This window comes from Desulfocicer niacini (assembly GCF_054657595.1).
The window spans coordinates 25,120-42,120 of the sequence record NZ_BAAHYK010000048.1 but is presented as its reverse complement, the minus strand read 5'-3'; the positions used below and the strand labels follow the sequence as shown (position 1 = coordinate 42,120).

General features: G+C 49.7%; 19 protein-coding genes. 16 read left to right on the top strand and 3 right to left on the bottom strand.

Going from position 1 to position 17,001, the window contains the following annotated elements; all coding sequences use genetic code 11:
- A partial coding sequence (locus ACYQ2M_RS20620) for a transposase (RefSeq protein ID WP_459918272.1) occupies window positions 1-312 on the bottom strand: 312 nt, incomplete at its 3' end.
- A gap of 204 nt (window positions 313-516) precedes the next feature.
- On the opposite strand from ACYQ2M_RS20620, the gene ACYQ2M_RS20615 reads away from it, so the two are divergent.
- From ACYQ2M_RS20615 to ACYQ2M_RS20545, 15 genes are all read left to right on the top strand, one after another.
- Complete coding sequence (locus tag ACYQ2M_RS20615; RefSeq protein WP_459918271.1) at window positions 517-1,569, top strand: Gfo/Idh/MocA family protein; 1,053 nt, start codon at window positions 517-519, stop codon at window positions 1,567-1,569.
- 22 nt (window positions 1,570-1,591) lie between these two features.
- Window positions 1,592-2,167, top strand: coding sequence for an acyltransferase (locus ACYQ2M_RS20610; protein ID WP_459918270.1), 576 nt, complete (start codon window positions 1,592-1,594; stop codon window positions 2,165-2,167).
- A 201-nt stretch (window positions 2,168-2,368) separates the two neighbouring features.
- Window positions 2,369-3,451 carry a DegT/DnrJ/EryC1/StrS family aminotransferase gene (locus tag ACYQ2M_RS20605; RefSeq protein WP_459918269.1) on the top strand — a complete coding sequence of 361 codons (1,083 nt, stop codon included), beginning with the start codon at window positions 2,369-2,371 and terminating at the stop codon, window positions 3,449-3,451.
- Between the two features lie 236 nt (window positions 3,452-3,687).
- Entirely contained in the window at window positions 3,688-5,070 is a 1,383-nt protein-coding gene (locus tag ACYQ2M_RS20600) for an O-antigen ligase family protein (protein WP_459918268.1), read from the top strand.
- Window positions 5,071-5,209: 139 nt separating this feature from the next.
- The gene (locus ACYQ2M_RS20595) at window positions 5,210-6,499 is read left to right on the top strand and encodes a nucleotide sugar dehydrogenase (protein WP_459918267.1); all 1,290 of its coding nucleotides are present in this window, start codon (window positions 5,210-5,212) and stop codon (window positions 6,497-6,499) included.
- A gap of 363 nt (window positions 6,500-6,862) precedes the next feature.
- Window positions 6,863-8,902: a polysaccharide biosynthesis protein gene (locus tag ACYQ2M_RS20590; RefSeq protein ID WP_459918266.1), complete on the top strand. Its 2,040-nt coding sequence runs from the start codon at window positions 6,863-6,865 to the stop codon at window positions 8,900-8,902.
- A 409-nt stretch (window positions 8,903-9,311) separates the two neighbouring features.
- Window positions 9,312-9,524 carry a hypothetical protein gene (locus ACYQ2M_RS20585; protein WP_459918265.1) on the top strand — a complete coding sequence of 71 codons (213 nt, stop codon included), beginning with the start codon at window positions 9,312-9,314 and terminating at the stop codon, window positions 9,522-9,524.
- A gap of 12 nt (window positions 9,525-9,536) precedes the next feature.
- Window positions 9,537-9,959, top strand: coding sequence for a type II toxin-antitoxin system HicB family antitoxin (locus tag ACYQ2M_RS20580; protein WP_459918264.1), 423 nt, complete (start codon window positions 9,537-9,539; stop codon window positions 9,957-9,959).
- 246 nt (window positions 9,960-10,205) lie between these two features.
- Complete coding sequence (locus ACYQ2M_RS20575; RefSeq protein WP_459918263.1) at window positions 10,206-11,249, top strand: Rpn family recombination-promoting nuclease/putative transposase; 1,044 nt, start codon at window positions 10,206-10,208, stop codon at window positions 11,247-11,249.
- Window positions 11,250-11,267: 18 nt separating this feature from the next.
- Complete coding sequence (locus ACYQ2M_RS20570; RefSeq protein WP_459918262.1) at window positions 11,268-11,453, top strand: DegT/DnrJ/EryC1/StrS family aminotransferase; 186 nt, start codon at window positions 11,268-11,270, stop codon at window positions 11,451-11,453.
- A 397-nt stretch (window positions 11,454-11,850) separates the two neighbouring features.
- Complete coding sequence (locus ACYQ2M_RS20565; RefSeq protein WP_459918261.1) at window positions 11,851-12,135, top strand: hypothetical protein; 285 nt, start codon at window positions 11,851-11,853, stop codon at window positions 12,133-12,135.
- A gap of 33 nt (window positions 12,136-12,168) precedes the next feature.
- Window positions 12,169-12,468 (top strand): nucleoside-diphosphate sugar epimerase/dehydratase, encoded by a 300-nt coding sequence (locus tag ACYQ2M_RS20560; protein WP_459918273.1) that lies wholly within the window; start codon window positions 12,169-12,171, stop codon window positions 12,466-12,468.
- A gap of 213 nt (window positions 12,469-12,681) precedes the next feature.
- Window positions 12,682-12,972: a type II toxin-antitoxin system TacA family antitoxin gene (locus ACYQ2M_RS20555; RefSeq protein ID WP_459918260.1), complete on the top strand. Its 291-nt coding sequence runs from the start codon at window positions 12,682-12,684 to the stop codon at window positions 12,970-12,972.
- Complete coding sequence (locus ACYQ2M_RS20550; protein ID WP_459918259.1) at window positions 12,960-13,436, top strand: GNAT family N-acetyltransferase; 477 nt, start codon at window positions 12,960-12,962, stop codon at window positions 13,434-13,436. The genes ACYQ2M_RS20555 and ACYQ2M_RS20550 overlap by 13 nt, the downstream gene beginning before the upstream one ends.
- Window positions 13,437-13,900: 464 nt before the next feature.
- Window positions 13,901-15,190 (top strand): nucleotide sugar dehydrogenase, encoded by a 1,290-nt coding sequence (locus ACYQ2M_RS20545; protein WP_459918258.1) that lies wholly within the window; start codon window positions 13,901-13,903, stop codon window positions 15,188-15,190.
- Window positions 15,191-15,294: 104 nt separating this feature from the next.
- Here the strand turns inward: ACYQ2M_RS20545 and ACYQ2M_RS20540 are convergent, their stop codons facing one another.
- Window positions 15,295-15,609, bottom strand: a complete 315-nt coding sequence (locus ACYQ2M_RS20540) for a type II toxin-antitoxin system mRNA interferase toxin, RelE/StbE family (protein ID WP_459918257.1) — start codon at window positions 15,607-15,609, stop codon at window positions 15,295-15,297.
- Window positions 15,606-15,863, bottom strand: a complete 258-nt coding sequence (locus ACYQ2M_RS20535; RefSeq protein WP_459918256.1) for a DUF6364 family protein — start codon at window positions 15,861-15,863, stop codon at window positions 15,606-15,608. The genes ACYQ2M_RS20540 and ACYQ2M_RS20535 overlap by 4 nt, the downstream gene beginning before the upstream one ends.
- 177 nt (window positions 15,864-16,040) lie before the next feature.
- On the opposite strand from ACYQ2M_RS20535, the gene ACYQ2M_RS20530 reads away from it, so the two are divergent.
- On the top strand, window positions 16,041-16,994 hold the full coding sequence (locus ACYQ2M_RS20530; RefSeq protein WP_459918255.1) for a transposase: 954 nt from the start codon (window positions 16,041-16,043) through the stop codon (window positions 16,992-16,994).
- The last annotated feature ends 7 nt before the right edge of the window (window positions 16,995-17,001 follow it).

The following is a 17,001-nucleotide window of genomic DNA, read 5'->3' as shown; positions in this document are numbered from 1 at the left end:
GTCCAAAGGTAAAGCAAGGAAAGATTTAAATGAAATGCGGTCATTGATCTGGCTTTCAAGTTCTGGATCAGAATTGATTTGGAACCATTTTTGAAGGAGAAAACATTTGAAAAGAAGAAGCGGAGAATATGCTCGTTCACCTTCCTTGGATTTGCCGACTGGGTAGTGTTTATAAATAAGTTTTTCAATGGGATTCCAATCGATAGTTTTTTCAATCTGATTTAGAAAAACATAGGTTCGATTTTTATCAGAGTGATTTTGGATAGCGATGTCAGCAAAGGAAAAATTCTGTTCAATCTTTTTGTATGCCATAATGCCCCCTATTGAATGAATTTGTGGTGACACAATAACATAAAAACGCAATTATTTCAATATTATATATAATTTTTTTTAAGGTTTTACAGCAACATGGGTAAGAAAACTAGAGCTACTGGTGTGCAAGTTGGCCTTAATCAATATGGTCGTGCAAAGGTCTCGTTATGTTAATTGGATTTATAATATATAAGGAGCTGTTTGATGTTTGGAAAGATTGTGGATCGGAAAATACGAATTGCGGTTGTGGGGTGCGGACGGATTTCCAAAAATCATCTCAAATCCATTGAAATGCACAAGGAAGATCTGGAGCTGGTGGCGGTGTGTGAGTCCAACCGCGATCTGTTGGCAACGGTGTCCCAGGAGCTGGGGGTACCGGGATTTAACAACATGGACATCATGCTCCAGGAGATGGATCTGGATATGGTTTCCATCTGCACCCCCAGCGGGATTCATCCCCAGCAAGTGATCAAGGCGGCCCGGGCTGGAGTTCATGTGATAACGGAAAAGCCCATGGCCACCCGGTGGAAAGACGGGCTGGAGATGGTCCGGGCCTGTGATGATGCCAGGGTGCGGCTCTTTGTTGTCAAGCAGAACCGGCGGAACTCCACCTTGCAGTTGCTGAAACGGGCTGTGAAGGAAAAACGATTTGGCCGCATTCACATGGTCAGTCTTAACGTGTTCTGGACCCGGCCCCAGGAATATTATGACAGTGCAGCGTGGCGGGGCACCTGGGAGCTGGACGGCGGCGCGTTCATGAACCAGGCCAGCCATTATGTGGATCTCCTGGAGTGGCTCATTGGACCCATTGCCGATATCCAGGCCATGACCGGCACCCTGGAGCGGGACATTGAGGTGGAAGACACCGGTGTCATGAATATCCGGTGGCGCAACGGGGCCATGGGCTCCATGAGCGTTACCATGTTGACCTATCCCAAAAATTATGAAGGGTCCATCACCATATTGGGTGAAAAGGGCACTGTGCGGGTGGGGGGCGTGGCCGTCAATGAGATCCAGACCTGGGATTTTGAGGAAGCAAAAGAGTACGACAAAGATATCCAGGAGGCCAACTACCAGACCACCTCTGTGTATGGGTTCGGGCATCCCCTCTACTTCAAAAACGTGGTGGATGTCATGCGGGGCCAGGCCGAGCCTGAAACCGATGGCCGTGAGGGCTTGAAATCCATGGAAGTGCTCATCGCCGCCTATCTCTCCGCCCGGGATAACAAGACAATTTCCCTGCCCCTAGAATATTAGAAAGGTTTTATGGAGATAAAATATGTCTTTTGTGCATGAAACTGCCATTGTGGATGATGGCGCAACCATAGGAGAGGGTTCCCGGGTGTGGCACTGGGCGCACATATGCGGTGGGGCTGTGATCGGTGAAGGATGCTCCTTTGGACAGAATGTGTTTGTGGGCAACAAGGTGACCATCGGCAATAATGTCAAGGTGCAGAACAATGTCTCGGTGTATGACAATGTCACCCTGGAAGATGATGTGTTCTGCGGTCCGTCCATGGTGTTTACAAATGTGTATAATCCCCGGTCCGCCATCTCCCGAAAGGATGAGTATCGCTGCACCACGGTCAAAAAAGGGACAACCCTTGGAGCCAACTGCACCATTGTGTGCGGCAATGACATTGGCGAATATGCCTTTATCGGTTCCGGTGCGGTGGTCAATCGAGATGTCAAGCCCTTTGCCCTGATGGTGGGAGTACCGGCCCAGCAGATTGGCTGGATGAGCCGGTTTGGTGAGCAGCTGAATCTGCCCTTGGAGGGAGATGGCGAGGCAATATGTGAACACACCGGAGAGCGGTATTTGCTGAACGACGGCAATGTCAGCCTCCAGGGGTGATAGGAAATTTTAAAAGGGCTTGTCATTGTGAAAATGTCTGTGAATTCATGGATGTCATGATGATAACGCCCTTTTTTTGATATTTACTTGGTTGGTGGGGCCTGGCTTGGCTTATTATGGGTGTTATTGGGGGCAATGTGTCGCCCAAAAGAGAAATGATGCCCACGCCGTGCCGGACCCTGATTTTACGGGGAGATCACGATGCAGTTTATTGATTTAAAAGCACAATATAGAAGTATTGAAGAGAACATAAATCAGAGAATCAAGGCTGTTCTGGAACATGGCCGGTTTATCATGGGGCCGGAGGTGGCAGAGCTGGAGGCGCGGCTGGCCCAATATGTGGGTGTGAAGCATTGCATCGGCGTTGCCAGCGGCACAGATGCCTTGCTGGTGGCCATGATGGCCCTGGGTGTGGGGGCAGGGGATGAGGTGATCACCACGCCCTTTACCTTTGTGGCCACGGCGGAGACCATTGCCTTGCTGGGGGCAAAGCCGGTGTTTGTGGATGTGCGACCCGATACCTATAATATTGTGCCGGAATTGATTGAAGATGCCATCACCGAAGAGACAAAGGCCATCATGCCGGTGAGCCTTTATGGGCAATGTGCGGATTTTGATGAGATCAATGAAATTGCGGTACGCCATGGCATCCCGGTGATTGAAGATGGGGCCCAGAGTTTTGGTGCCACTTACAAGGGCCGGAAATCCTGTGCCTTGTCCACCATTGGCTGCACCTCATTTTTTCCGTCAAAACCCCTGGGGGCCTATGGCGATGGCGGGGCATGTTTCACCGATGATGATGATCTTGCCACGGCCATGCGGGAGATACGGGTCCACGGCCAGGATCGGCGGTATCACCATCCCCGGGTGGGGATCAACGGTCGATTGGATACCATCCAGGCGGCGGTGCTGCTGGCCAAGATGGATATCTTTGAAGAAGAAGTGGTCCTGCGGGCGGAAGTAGGGGCCCGGTACACCGAGATGTTTGCCGGGGCAGATGTGATCCCGCCCTATATAGAATCCTTTAACACATCGGTGTATGCCCAGTACACCATCCAGGTGGATGATCGGGAGGCGGTCCAGGCAAAATTAAAAGAGATGGATATCCCCACAGCCGTCCATTACCCGGTTCCCCTCCACATGCAGCCAGCCTTTGAAGACCGAGAAAACGGATACCCTGTAGCCGAAGCCTTGGCAAAACGCGTAATCAGCCTGCCCATGCATCCCCGTCTCTCTGCAGAAGATCAAAAAACCATATGGCGGGGTCTGACACAGTTAAGTTGACGTTTTTATTCATAATGTTGTTCAAAATATGGGTAAATAAGGGCTTAGGGTGCACTTTTTGATGCCGAAAAGGGGCTTTTAAGCAATTTTATTTGGGGTCAGATTTGGGGTCAGGCTTGGCTTATTGGTGTTATTGTAAAACCGCCGATAGTTTACCCCCCAATAACACCAATAAGCCAAGCTTGACCCCTGACCCCATCGTACCCCATCGTATTTTGCAGGATAAGGATATTATTATGGACGATGATCGTTCAGTCTTTATAAATCCCGGGTTTCTGGTGGTATGTTCACTGGTGGTGATGACGCCCATGTTCAGGGGATCTGTGCATTTGTGGGCAGAGACCGTGATTCAGATGCTGGTTTTGACGGGTGTTTTGTTTGTTTTTCTGGAGAAGTTGTTATCTGGGGATAAATCAAAGGAAATCCATGATGTAGGGGCAAAAACAAGGCGTTCAAAGGGTGCTGAAAATTCGAAAAGTACCACTCGTTCGATTCGCTTATCTGATTTGGAAAAAAACAAGTCTTCTGGGGGAGCTGCACGTTTGGGGCTTCCGGCAAAGCAGATCTTTTGGTTTGTGGTGGTGCCTTGCAGCTTGCTGGGTGCGTGGGCCACATTGTTTTCCCGCCAGGGCAGTATTGCCATGGAAGGCATGACCATGCTGGTGACCTATCTGGCTTTGTTTTATATTGCCTATGATGCCGTGCGGACCCGGAAGGAACAGCGTATCCTGGTTGGGGTTGTTGTGGGAACGGCTTTGTTTTTGTCCACTATTGGTATGCTGAAACGGTTTGATCTGCTGGTGTTTCCCTGGTGGGATTACTCCGGGGAAGTGGGTGAAAATCATACTAAATTTTCCCTGTCAGGGGTATATGTGAACCGGAATCACATGGCCGGTTTTCTGGAGATGGCTATTCCGGTGTTTTTGGGACTGTTTCTTACCCGATCCCGGAGCATTGAAGTGCGAACCGGCATGATCTGCCTGGTGCTGTTTTTGATTGTGTCCCAGGCATTGACTCTTTCCCGGGGGGGGTGGGCCGCCACTGTGGGTGCTCTTCTTTTTATGATGGCGGTGTTGTTGCTGATGAAGGGGTTTAAGCACAAAAGGCTCATTGTTGCTATTACCGTGTCGGTGGTTGTGGTGGGGACGATTATTCTTGCCAGCACGCCGGTGGTGCAGAGAATTACAACCCTGACCCAGTGGGACGTAGAGGATAATTTTGGTGGGCGTTTTACCTACTGGGCCGGGACGGAAAATCTTATTAAAGACAATCTTTATACTGGAACAGGGCCGGGCACTTTTACCGAAGCTTTTCCGGCCTATCAGGCCCCCGGACTTGCTGTGTTGCCGGTGTATGCCCATCAGGATTACCTGCAGTTCATGGCGGACAACGGCATATTTTTCATCCCATTGATGCTGTGGTTGTTGTTTGTTTTTTTCCGTGAAGGCTTTCGTAAAATCAATGGCCGCAGCCGCCAGACCATGGGCATCACCCTGGGCTGCATGGCTGCCGTAGTGGCCATTTTAATTCACAGCTTCTCCGACTTCAACCTGCACATCCCCGCCAACATCGTCCTTTTCACAGTATTAACCTCAATGGTTCTTAGTCGCAGGGTCTGACCCCGCTAAGTTTCTTGTTTTATAGGAAATACTTGCTTGGAATGTGGTTTGAAACGGCCTTAGCATGTACTTTTTGATGCCCAAAAGGGGCTTTTAAGCAATCTGATTTGGGGTTTGTCCCCAGAAAAAAGGTAAATTCATGGATGATAATTGTAAAATAGCAGTGGTGGGGCTGGGTTATGTCGGACTTCCCCTGGCCATCCATTTCGGTGAGAAGTTTGACACGGTGGGGTTTGATCTCAAGGAAAAGATCATTGCCAACTGCCTTAAAAAGGAAGATCTCACAGGCGAGGTAAGCCGAGAAGAGTTTGAGCAGGCAGGGCGGTTTACGCCCACGTGTGATCCTACCATGCTTTGTGATGCCGATTACATTGTGGTGGCCGTACCCACCCCCATTGATCAGACCAGACGTCCGGATCTTCGGCCGGTGGAAGGGGCCACCCGCACCGTTGGCCAGCACATGAAAAAAGGGGCCATTGTTATCTTTGAATCCACAGTGTACCCCGGGGTGACCGAGGAACTGTGTGTGCCCATTCTGGAGGCGGAATCCGGGCTGACATGGAAAAAAGATTTCCATGTGGGATATTCCCCCGAGCGCATCAATCCCGGGGATAAGGAGCATACCCTGACAAAGATTGTCAAGGTGGTGTCTGGAGATGATGAAGCTACCCTGGACAAAGTGGCGACCCTGTATGAGTCCATCGTTGTTGCCGGTGTCCATCGCACCTCCACCATCAAAGAGGCCGAGGCGGCCAAGGTGATTGAAAACACCCAGCGGGATTTGAACATTGCCCTGATGAACGAGCTGGCCCTGATTTTTGACCGGCTGGGCATTGACACGAAAAATGTGCTGGAGGCGGCGGGTTCCAAGTGGAATTTTTTGAAGTTTTCACCGGGCCTGGTAGGTGGTCACTGCATTGGGGTTGATCCCTACTATCTGACCTTCAAGGCCCAATCCGAGGGATATCATCCCGAGGTGATTCTGGCAGGCAGGCGCATCAACGATAATATGGGGCGGTTTGTGGTGGAAAAGGCAGTAAAGATGATGATTAAGTCCAGCCAGCACATCAAGAATGCCCGGGTGGGGGTGCTGGGCTTGACCTTTAAAGAAGATTGCCCGGATCTGCGCAATACCCGGGTCATTGATATTGTCTCTGAATTAAAGGATTATGGGGCGGATGTGCTGGTGCATGATCCCATGGCCGATGCCGCCGAGGCCCAGGCCTATTACGGGGTAACCTTATGCCCCTGGGAAGAGATGACCGATTTGGGTGCTTTGATCATTGCCGTGCCCCACCGACAGTACAGAGAAATGTCCGTTTCAGACTTCACCGCCTGCCTGAATAAAAAAGGGTGCCTCATAGACGTAAAGTCCATGCTAAATCCTTGCGACGTAAACAAAACCGGCATAAATTTCTGGCGATTATAGCAGGGTCTGACCCCATTAACATATTGTTTTAATGTCTAATGTTGTCAGAAATGATGTCAAAAAAGGGCTTAGAGGCTACTTTTTGATGCCAAAAAGGGGCTTTTAAGCAATCTGGTTTGGGGTCAGGCTTGGCTTTTGGGCGTTATGGGGGGGAAGGTATCGTGGTTTTCCTTGGCCTGAGGCATGTTGTGTGATTTCTAAAAGCCCTTTGGGAGTTTTTCCTGACAGGGCTTTTTTTATTTGGCCTGTCTGGCGGGGAGATCTCTTGTGGTTGTATAAATAACACCCATAAGCCAAGCCTGATTCCAAGTGAGTTTGAATTTTTAAGTTGCATTGGTTCCTATTTACGGTTAAAAACTTGCCATGCTTTTCCAACTGAAAAATTATAATTTTTACATCATCTTTTTTCTGGATCTCCTTCTGTTTTCCCTGGCACTGTTCTTTGCCCATCTCATCCGATTTGAATTTGCCCTTCCTGATCTTCGGCTGCAGCAGTTCTGGCAATTGCTTCCTCTTGCGCTGCTCATTAAATCCTCGGCTTTTTTTGCCATGCAGCTTTACCGGGGGATGTTTCGCTATACCGGACTGAAGGATCTATGGCGGCTGTGCCGGGCTGTGGGGCTATCCTCACTGGTGTTGGTGTCAGGCATTGCCGTGATTTATGGGTTTGTGGGTTACTCCCGGTCGGTGTTTCTCATTGATGCGGTGCTGACATTGCTGTTCACCGGCTGCTTTCGCCTGCTCATCCGCTTCTTTTTTGCCCAGATCAGTCAACACCGGGAGGATCATCACCTTTTTCATCTGTTTAAGGCCAAGCGTAACTATAAGGTGCTCTTGATTTATGGCGCGGGCAGTGCCGGCGAAAAGCTCTACCGGGAAATTGCAGAAAACCCCCGCCTGCAATATCGGGTGGTGGGATTCATGGATGATGATCGTAAAAAGCTGGGCCGGTCCATCCATGGGGTTCCCGTGTGGGGCGGTCTGGGGGCAATGAGGGTGGTGACGGCAAAGCTTTGTGTCCAGGAGGTGCTCATTGCCGTGCCATCCTCCACCGGGGCGCAGATGCGGGCCATTGTGGAGGCATGCAAGGCCTGTGAGGTGCCCTTTCGAACCTTGCCGGGCCTGGGGAATATCATTGATTGCAAGGTGGATATCAAGACCCTGCGGGATGTGGAATATAAGGATCTGCTGCGCCGGGAACCGGTGCGGCTGGATTCTGAAAAGATCGCAGGCTATCTCAACGAAAAGGTGGTTATGGTCACCGGGGCCGGGGGCAGCATCGGCAGTGAGCTGTGCCGCCAGATCATCAAGTTTCAGCCCCGGCAGTTGATTCTGCTGGATGCCTGTGAGTCGGCCCTGTACCAGGTGCAGATGGAGTTGAAACATCGATCCGGGTACCAGCGCTATGCCGCGGTGCTGGGGAATATTCAGGATGAGGCATTGATTGACCGGGTGATGCGGCGCCATTCACCCCAGGTAATCTTCCATGCCGCAGCCTACAAGCATGTGCCCATGCTCGAACGGAACCCCTGGCAGGCGGTGAGCAACAACATCCGGGGTAATCAGGTGATGCTGGAAAAGGCAGTGGCGTATGGGGTGGGCCATTTTGTGCTGGTCTCCACCGATAAAGCTGTGCGGCCCACCAACATCATGGGGGCCTCCAAACGTATTTGTGAACTGATCCTTCACTCCAAAGTAGGTACTGGGTCTTCGGTACTGGGTACTGGGGAGGAGATCGGAGAATCCCCCAGCCCCCAGCCCCCAGCAAATGAAACCCAGCACCTGAAACCCAGCCCCCAGCACCCAGCCCCCAGCACCCAAAACCCAGAACCCAAAACCCGGTTAATGGCCGTACGTTTCGGCAACGTAGTCGGCTCATCAGGCTCAGTAATTCCCCTCTTCCGGGATCAGATAGAGCGGGGCGGCCCGGTAACGGTGACCCACCCCGACGTGACCCGGTATTTCATGACCATTCCCGAGGCGGCCCAGCTGATATTACAGGCCGGTGCCCAGGGCCAGGGCGGTGAGACTTTTATTCTGGAGATGGGCGAGAGCATCAAGATTGCCGACATGGCCCGGGATCTCATCCGGTTATCCGGCCTGGTGCCCGACGATGACATAGAGATCCGGTTCACGGGCCTGCGCCAGGGTGAAAAACTTTATGAAGAGCTCATAACAGAAGGGGAGGGCATCGTACCCACCACCCATGAAAAAATAATGGTGTTAAAACCCAATGGCGACTGGAACGGCCACGTCACCCAGCAAGCCTACCATGATTACCTGATGTCCCAACTATCTGACCTCTACACCGCCGCCGCCCAACACGACATCTGCGCCATCCGTGCCAAAATGCAGGAAATCGTCCCTGAATTCAAAGTCCAGGACAGCCAGTGTGTCCTTTAGGCGGATAGCTGGGTCTGACCCAGTTAATATGCTGTTTTTATATGTAATATCTCTATAGATATGGGGAAGAAAGGGCTTAGAGGCTACTTTTTGATGCCAAAAAGAGGCTATTAAGCAATCTCATTTGGGGTCAGGCTTGGCTTATTGGTGTTTTTGGGGGGGGAAGTATACGGGTTTTTCTCAGGCCTGAGATATGTTGCGTAATCTTTGAAAGCCCTTAGGGAGTTTCCCCGGCAGGGCTTTTTTTATCCTTCGGGCTTCATGCCTGAAAATTCAGCCCATTGATGCATGCCAAGGATTTTCCGATGGCCACCTTAATCAAAAAGTATTGGTTTTATTCCTAACTATTGGTTTTATTCCTAACTATTTACCACTTGACATTCGTATATATGTGTACGATTGTAGAACAATGAACGGTAACGAACTCCTGAAAAAACTGAAAAAATTAGCCAAAGAGAGGCAGGTGCACCTTGAATTGATCAAGGCCCATGGCAAGGGAAGCCATAGCACCCTGAAATTCGGGGCCAACAAGACCACCATCAAGGACCTGAAAAAAGAGATAGGCCCTGGTCTTTTAAAAAAAACACTTGATCATTTAGGCATCAACAAAGAGGACATATAAGGAGGTACGTCAATGCTTGAATTCTTATATCCTGCCAAAATAGAAAAAGAAGACGGATTTTTTACAATAACTTTTCGTGATATTCCTTTTGCCATGACAGATGGTAAAACTTACGAGGAATCCTTACAAGAAGCCGTTGATTGTCTCGGAGAGGCCCTGGCATCTTGCATTGTTGACAACGAAGATCTTCCCATGCCCAGTTTGGCCCGGCCTGGAGAAGTATTAATTACCCCACCAGCCCTGGTTGCAGCCAAAGCTGCTTTATATCTCGCCATTAGAGAAGCCGGTCTCAGTAAAAGTGCCTTGGCCATGAAACTCGGCGTTTCAGAAGCGGTTGGTCGACGTTTGCTGAATCCGCGCTACCAAACAAAAATTATTAATATAGATAAAGCCTTGGCTGCCATGGGCAAAAGAATGGTCATTGGCATCGCCTGAATGAGTCCGTAACGCGGGTTGATGGCAGGGTCTGACCCCGTTAAGTTTTTGTTTTTATAAGTAATGTTGCCTTAAAAATGGGCAAAAAGGCTCTTAGCGTGTACTTTTTGATGCCAAAAAGGTGCTTTTAAGCAAGGGGATATTGGGGGCAGGCTTGGCGTAGTTGAGATACTCAAGAGTCATAAGTCCTCATAAACACAAAACATACACCTTGACTGAAAAAGCAGAACCGGATAAAATTTCAACATGGCAGAACAGAAGAACAACATAGAAGTTATCAACCCCCATGACAAGCTGTTCCGGAAAACTTACGGCACCAAAGAAAATGCCCGTAGCTTTTTGATCAACTATCTGCCGGGCCAGGTTCTAAAGCTGGTGGATCTGTCCACTTTGGAGATCAGCAAGGACAGTTTCATTGAAAAAGAGCTGGCCGACTATTATTCCGACATGCTGTACCGGGTCATGCTCAAGGATGGCAGTGCCGGATTCATATACCTGCTGTTTGAACACAAAAGCTATCACGACAAATATGTCCATCTTCAGCTGCTGGAATACATGGTCAAGATCTGGCGTCTGTATATCAAACAACACAAGGGCAAGGTTAAATCTGTCAAACTGCCCATTGTTATCCCGCTGCTGATTTGTCATGCCAGAAAAGACTGGCCGGAAGATACCGTGCGGCTGACATCGCTGCTGTCCGGTCCGGTGGACGACCTTGCCGGGTACATCCCGAATTTCGGGTTAGAACTGTACGACCTGCACCGGTTCTCCGATGATCAGATAAAAGGCACCATCATGAGCCGGGTGATGCTGCTGCTGTTCAAGTACATTTTTAAACCTGAACTGCAGCACAAGCTGCCGGAGATCTTTTCCCTGCTGCGGACATTGGTGGAAAAAGAGACCGGGCTGCAATATCTGGAGACGGTTATCCGGTACCTGGCATCGGTAGTGGATGAAGAGGATCTGTCATTGCAACAAATAAAGGAGATGGCGGAGCAGGCGATCTCTAAAGAGACAGGGGGATATATCATGACACTGGCGGAAAAACTTCGGAAAGAAGGTGAAGAGAGAGGCCTTGTTGAAGGCGAGAAGAGAGGCCTTGTTGAAGGTGAGAAGAGAGGCCTGAGAGAAGCCATCGAACTGGGCATCACTCTTAAGTTCCCAGGAGATATTGATGCAGTGATGGCCAAAGTGAATAAAATAGATGATGTGGAAGTGCTTGTAAAAATTACAAAGGCAATCAAAACCGCAAAAGACAGCTCGGAAATTCTTAGGTTGGCGGGGGGGTGACCGAAAGCGCCGTCTTTTTTGCACTATGACCAATGCGTAGCCCTCACCAGCGGTACAGCCGCCATGCATCTGGCATTAAAAGAACTTGGCATAGGCCCGGGAGACGAAGTAATCGGCTCCACCTTAACTTTTGTGGGCAGTATCAGCCCCGTGATATTTCTGGGGGCAACCCTGGTACTGCTGGACTGTGATCGCACCTCATGAAACATGGACCCGGCATTGAGTTCATGCCCCAGGCCGAGTATGGCATTCCCAACCGGGGCCTGTGCCCCATATTCGCCTGTTTGGGGCTGCGTAGCATACTGATTGCTATGTGAGCAGACCAAAACGGGTGAAGTTGGGGTGCTGACCGAATATTTACTTAAAAATGGGCTGAAAAGATCTTAGAGTATACTTTTTGATGCTAAAAAGTAGATTTTAAGCAATGAGAAATAAGCTGAAGTCAGGCTTAAAAGTTAACCTTCACAAGAGAGATTTCATATGTTTGTCCAGCTGAAAAATATTAATTTTTTACGTAATATTTTCCATTGATCTGATCCTGTTCTCCCTCTACCTGTTGTACGCCTATCTCGTCCGGTTTGAGTTTGTTTCAAGCCACGCCATGCTGGAGCCGTTTTTTTATCTCCTCCCCGCAGTCCTTGGCCTGAAATCCCTGACGTTTTTTGTAATGAAGCTTTACAAGGGCATGTTCCGCTATGTCGGGCTCAACGATCTGTGGAATCTTGCCAAGGCCGTGGCCATTTCGACCCTGCTGCTCATGGTCGGCGTCCTCGTGTTTCATCGGTTCCAGGGATTTTCCCGGGCCGTGTTTCTCATTGACGGGATCCTGACATTGTTGTTTGCTGGGGGATTCCGGCTGTTGATCCGGTATCTTTTCAAGGAGTAACTCTCTCACAAAGGCCAGGGCAAAGGGCTTCGTCTGTTTACCAATGATAATAATAAAAAACCGGTGTTGATATATGGGGCGGGAAGTGCCGGGGAGAAGTTTTACCGGGAGATATCGGAAAATTCCAGACTCAATTACCGGGTGGTGGGGTTTGGCGATGATGATCACAATAAAAAGGGGCGCTCCATCCATGGGGTCACCGTGCTTGGCGGTACAGCGGATCTGGCCCACATCAAGGAGAACCACAAGATCGCCGAGGTGATCATTGCCATGCCCTCCTCCACGGGTAAGGTCCCTGAATTCAAGGCCCAGGACAGCAAATGCGTCCTATAACGGGGTCTGACCCAATGTGATGTGGGGTCAGGCTTGGCTTATTGGTGTTTTGAGGGCGGGGACAGATTTAATAACAGTTTACTGGGCTTGCACACCGATCAATCTTGGAGTTGATTTTGACTTCGGTTGTAATCATTCCTTTTGTGTTGACAATATAAATACGTTCTTGTGTGTTTTTTGTGTAGACAAATACTTTTTATCGGAGATGAAATCATGATTCATGGAAATACTGCTGCAAGTCGGCGTACCGCCGCAATAAACCTTCGTGCATTTCCTGCCCAGCGAGAACTGATAGATCGTGCTTGCATTGCTACACATAAAAAAATGACTGATTTTATTCTTGAAGCGGCCTGCCGGGAAGCTGAGCATGTCCTGTGTGATCGGCGTTACTTTATGTTGGATGACGAATCGTTTAAAGCCTTTGACGCGGCTTTAAATGTCCCGTTAAGTGACAATAAAGCAGTTCAAAAACTTCTGGCCGGGAAGGCACAATGGGAAGATTAATCCCTCCCACTTCCTTGACGGTCGATCACCAAACAGTTGGTTTCGATTGTGGAATTGATTCTCTCAATGAATGGTTGGTCCGTCGTACACTAAAAAATGAGTATGGGGGAGGATCACGGACGTATGTGGTGTGCAATGACAAACAGGTTATGGGTTACTACGCCATTGCAGCGGGCAGTGTTGACCATGGGGATGCACCGGGACGGATAAGGAGAAATATGCCCGATCCTATCCCTGCGCTGATTCTGGGTCGCCTGGCTGTGGATCAGAAATGTCAGGGAGCAGGAATTGGTCAAGGATTGCTCAAGGATGCGGTTGCACGCTCAATTAATGTTTCTCTACAGATTGGTGCCCGTGTTCTCATCGTTCATGCACTCAACAACAAAGCAGAGGCATTTTATCTCAAACATGGCTTTATGGTGAATTCGGCAATATCAAATACATTATTTTTGCCACTGTTATAGCCGGGTAGAGTTGATGGGGTCAGGCTTGGCTTATTGGTGTTATTGGGGGGTAAAGTATACGGCTTTTATCTGCCCTGAGATCTGTTGCGTAATTTTTGAAAGCCCTTTGGGAGTTTTTCCCGACAGGGCTTTTTTATATTTGACAGCAGTACTTCCCTTCGGTACTGTTTGATAAAACAGCCCGGATTGTACATGTGCTCAGGATGTGGACGTATTATGAGTAACGTAGAATCAGGCTTGTGATTCTAAACTGCCTGATCCTGCCATGCTGGCTGATTCAACGATTTGTGGCATCTTGCCAAGGCCGTGGCCATCTCCACACTCCTGCTCATGACTGGCGTGCTCGTGATCCATCGCTTCCAGGGATTTCCCCGGGACATATTTCTCATTAACGGGGTGCAGATATTGATGTTGGTCGGGGACAGTGGTTTGTTTGGGTCAGACCCCATAAAAAAGGTAAATTCATGAATGATAATTGTAAAATAGCAGTGGTGGGACTCGGCTATGTTGGGCTTCCTTTGGCCATCCATTTTGGTGAAAAATTTGATACGGTGGGTTTTGATCTCAAGGAGAAGATTGTTGATAACTGTCTGAAAAAGCAAGATCCCACAGGAGAAGTCAGCCGGGAAGATTTTGAGCGGGCAGGGCGGTTTACGCCCACGTCTGATCCCACCATGCTGGCGGGTGCCGACTATATTGTGGTGGCGGTGCCCACCCCCATTGACCGGGCCAGACGTCCGGATCTTGGGCCGGTGGAAGGGGCTGCCCGCACCGTTGGTCAGCACATGAAAAAGGGGAGCATTATTATCTTTGAGTCCACGGTTTACCCCGGGGTGACCGAGGAGCTTTGCGTGCCCATTCTGGAGAAAGAATCCGGCCTGACATGGAAGACCGATTTCCATGTGGGATATTCCCCTGAGCGCATTAATCCCGGGGACAAAGAGCACACATTGATTAAGATTGTCAAGGTGGTGTCCGGTGACGATAAAGAGACCCTGGGCAGGGTGGCTGACCTGTATGAATCCATTGTCATTGCCGGTGTGCATCGCACCGAGACCATTAAAGAAGCCGAGGCCGCCAAGGTCATTGAAAACACCCAGCGAGATTTAAACATTGCCCTGATGAACGAGCTGGCCATGATTTTTGATCGACTGGGCATTGATACCAAAAATGTGCTGGAGGCGGCGGGGTCCAAGTGGAATTTTTTGAAGTTTTCCCCGGGCCTTGTGGGCGGTCACTGCATTGGGGTTGATCCCTACTATCTGACCTTCAAGGCCCAATCCGAGGGCTATCATCCCGAGGTGATCCTGGCGGGTCGGCGCATAAATGATAATATGGGCCGGTTTGTGGTGGAAAAGACGGTGAAGATGATGATTAATTCCAGCCAGAATATTAAAAATAACCGGGTGGGGGTGCTGGGGCTTACCTTTAAGGAGGATTGCCCGGATCTGCGCAATACCCGGGTCATTGATATAATTTCTGAGTTAAAAGATTACGGTGCGGATGTGCTGGTGCATGATCCCATGGCCGATGCCGCCGAGGCACGGGCCTATTATGAGGTGGAACTGCAGCCCTGGGAAAAAATGACGGATCTGGGTGCCTTGATCATTGCCGTGCCCCACCGTCAGTACAAAGAGATGTCTGTGCCGGACTTCACCGCCTGCCTGAATAATAAAGGCTGCTTAATAGACGTAAAATCCATGCTGGACATGGATGCCGTCAAAAAAACCGGCATCAACTTCTGGCGCTTGTAGTGGGGTCAGGCTTGGCTTATTGGTGTTATTGGGGGGTAAGCCTGATCCCTCCTCAAAATGGCCCATGTTGTGATCAAGCCCTTTTAAGCCAAGCCTGAACCGATTCATATGCCGTAGGCAGCATCATGGGGTCCGAGCAGAATGAACTTGAGGGTTTTATCCGAGGTTTCCTGACAATCCGAGCAGCCCACCACGACATCGTCCCCCTTTTTCCGGCACACCTCACAATACAGGTAGATGATAATGAAATTGCGCTTCACCGGACATGAATAAAATCCCTGCCAGTTCCCCTTTAACGGTTCGCCAACGGCAATGGGATTTTCAATGATCATATCCACCTTTTTCCGGACCAGTTTTTTTATGGATGCATGCTTTTTAACGGCTTTCAGGAATGAGGCTTCAAATTTTGTTTCCATCATTCTCCGAAGACTTCATCATATGAATGCCATTGTGCCGATCCGGTGCGCAGTTTGCTTTGGGCTTCTTCCATGGCCTGCTCAAAGGCGGGGTGGGCAAATAATTTTTCCACATATTCACCTTCGACACGACGTTTCAGGGTCAGCAGGTATTGGGTGACCATATCTGCAACGGATGTCCGGTTTTCAGTAGCAAAGATTTTGGCAAAATCGGCAAGATCCTGATCAAGACTTACATTAAGACGTGTTTTAGGCATAATCATTCTCCTTGGAATTTTATTGTGTTCCTATGATATGCCTGTTGGGAACAGTTGTCAAGAAGGGTATTGTGGGGTCAGGCTTGGCTTATTGGTGTTATTTTAAAAATCGCCAATACGTTACCTCCCAATAACACCAATAAGCCAAGCCTGACCCCAATATAAAGAGGAGGTTATATGGCAAGAAAACCGAGGATCCACTATCCTGGCGCATTTTACCATGTGATGCTTCGTGGCAATGCCAAGCAGTCCATTTTCAAGGGGCCGGAGGGGGTGCGGCAGTTTGAAACCATCCTCGGGCAGAGCGCGGAAAAGTGTTATGTGCGGATTTATGCCTATTGCTGGATGCCCAATCATGTGCATATGGCCCTGCAGGTGGACCAGATACCTCTGTCTAAAATGATGCAGAACCTCTCCCAGCGATACACCCGCTGGTTTAATAAATGTTACGATAGGGTGGGGCATCTGTTCCAGGGGCGGTACAAAGCGATACTGGTGGATGGCCAGGGATATATGCTTGAGTTGATTCGATATATTCACCTCAATCCCGTGCGCGCCGGGCTGGTTGCGGATGCGTTGGAATATGAAAACAGCAGCCATGGTGCATATCAGGCACCGGATCGGGCACCTGATTGGCTCTGCGTAGATTCGGGATTGAAGTTTTTTGGCCCCACAGAAACAGCGGCCCAGGCCCGGTATCTTCATTTCATGGGGAAAACGGTGGGGGATGAGAGCCTTGACATGCTGAGAAAGGGTAATCTCCAGGGGCGCATTCTGGGGGACGATGATTTTGTCCGCAAGGTCATGGACACCGTGGGTGAATCCCAGGTATCCGAGCTTGGCCTGAAAACCCTGACACGGGTGGTGGCGGAAAAGCTGGATCTGCCTCCCCACCATATTACCAGTGGCAGCAGGAACCGCTCCTATGCCGAGGCCCGGGCCATTATTGCGCTGCTGGCCATTGATTACACCACGCACGGCCTGAATGATGTGGCAGATTTTCTGGGCAGGGATATTACGACCATGAGTAAACAGGTGACCAAATTGCGGGATCGGCGGACAAAGTTTGCCAGTCTGCATGATAAAATTGATCAGCTGGCGGCTGAAATAACACCAATAAGCCAAGCCTGACCCCAAT

Excerpts from the sequence above, each read along its gene's own strand:
- ACYQ2M_RS20615 (WP_459918271.1), top strand. The coding sequence starts at position 517 with ATGTTTGGAAAGATTGTGGATCGGAAAATACGAATTGCGGTTGTGGGG.
- ACYQ2M_RS20610 (WP_459918270.1), top strand. The coding sequence starts at position 1,592 with ATGTCTTTTGTGCATGAAACTGCCATTGTGGATGATGGCGCAACCATA.
- ACYQ2M_RS20605 (WP_459918269.1), top strand. The coding sequence starts at position 2,369 with ATGCAGTTTATTGATTTAAAAGCACAATATAGAAGTATTGAAGAGAAC.
- ACYQ2M_RS20600 (WP_459918268.1), top strand. The coding sequence starts at position 3,688 with ATGGACGATGATCGTTCAGTCTTTATAAATCCCGGGTTTCTGGTGGTA.
- ACYQ2M_RS20595 (WP_459918267.1), top strand. The coding sequence starts at position 5,210 with ATGGATGATAATTGTAAAATAGCAGTGGTGGGGCTGGGTTATGTCGGA.
- ACYQ2M_RS20590 (WP_459918266.1), top strand. The coding sequence starts at position 6,863 with ATGCTTTTCCAACTGAAAAATTATAATTTTTACATCATCTTTTTTCTG.
- ACYQ2M_RS20585 (WP_459918265.1), top strand. The coding sequence starts at position 9,312 with ATGAACGGTAACGAACTCCTGAAAAAACTGAAAAAATTAGCCAAAGAG.
- ACYQ2M_RS20580 (WP_459918264.1), top strand. The coding sequence starts at position 9,537 with ATGCTTGAATTCTTATATCCTGCCAAAATAGAAAAAGAAGACGGATTT.
- ACYQ2M_RS20575 (WP_459918263.1), top strand. The coding sequence starts at position 10,206 with ATGGCAGAACAGAAGAACAACATAGAAGTTATCAACCCCCATGACAAG.
- ACYQ2M_RS20565 (WP_459918261.1), top strand. The coding sequence starts at position 11,851 with ATGCTGGAGCCGTTTTTTTATCTCCTCCCCGCAGTCCTTGGCCTGAAA.
- ACYQ2M_RS20555 (WP_459918260.1), top strand. The coding sequence starts at position 12,682 with ATGATTCATGGAAATACTGCTGCAAGTCGGCGTACCGCCGCAATAAAC.
- ACYQ2M_RS20550 (WP_459918259.1), top strand. The coding sequence starts at position 12,960 with ATGGGAAGATTAATCCCTCCCACTTCCTTGACGGTCGATCACCAAACA.
- ACYQ2M_RS20545 (WP_459918258.1), top strand. The coding sequence starts at position 13,901 with ATGAATGATAATTGTAAAATAGCAGTGGTGGGACTCGGCTATGTTGGG.
- ACYQ2M_RS20540 (WP_459918257.1), bottom strand. The coding sequence starts at position 15,609 with ATGATGGAAACAAAATTTGAAGCCTCATTCCTGAAAGCCGTTAAAAAG.
- ACYQ2M_RS20535 (WP_459918256.1), bottom strand. The coding sequence starts at position 15,863 with ATGCCTAAAACACGTCTTAATGTAAGTCTTGATCAGGATCTTGCCGAT.
- ACYQ2M_RS20530 (WP_459918255.1), top strand. The coding sequence starts at position 16,041 with ATGGCAAGAAAACCGAGGATCCACTATCCTGGCGCATTTTACCATGTG.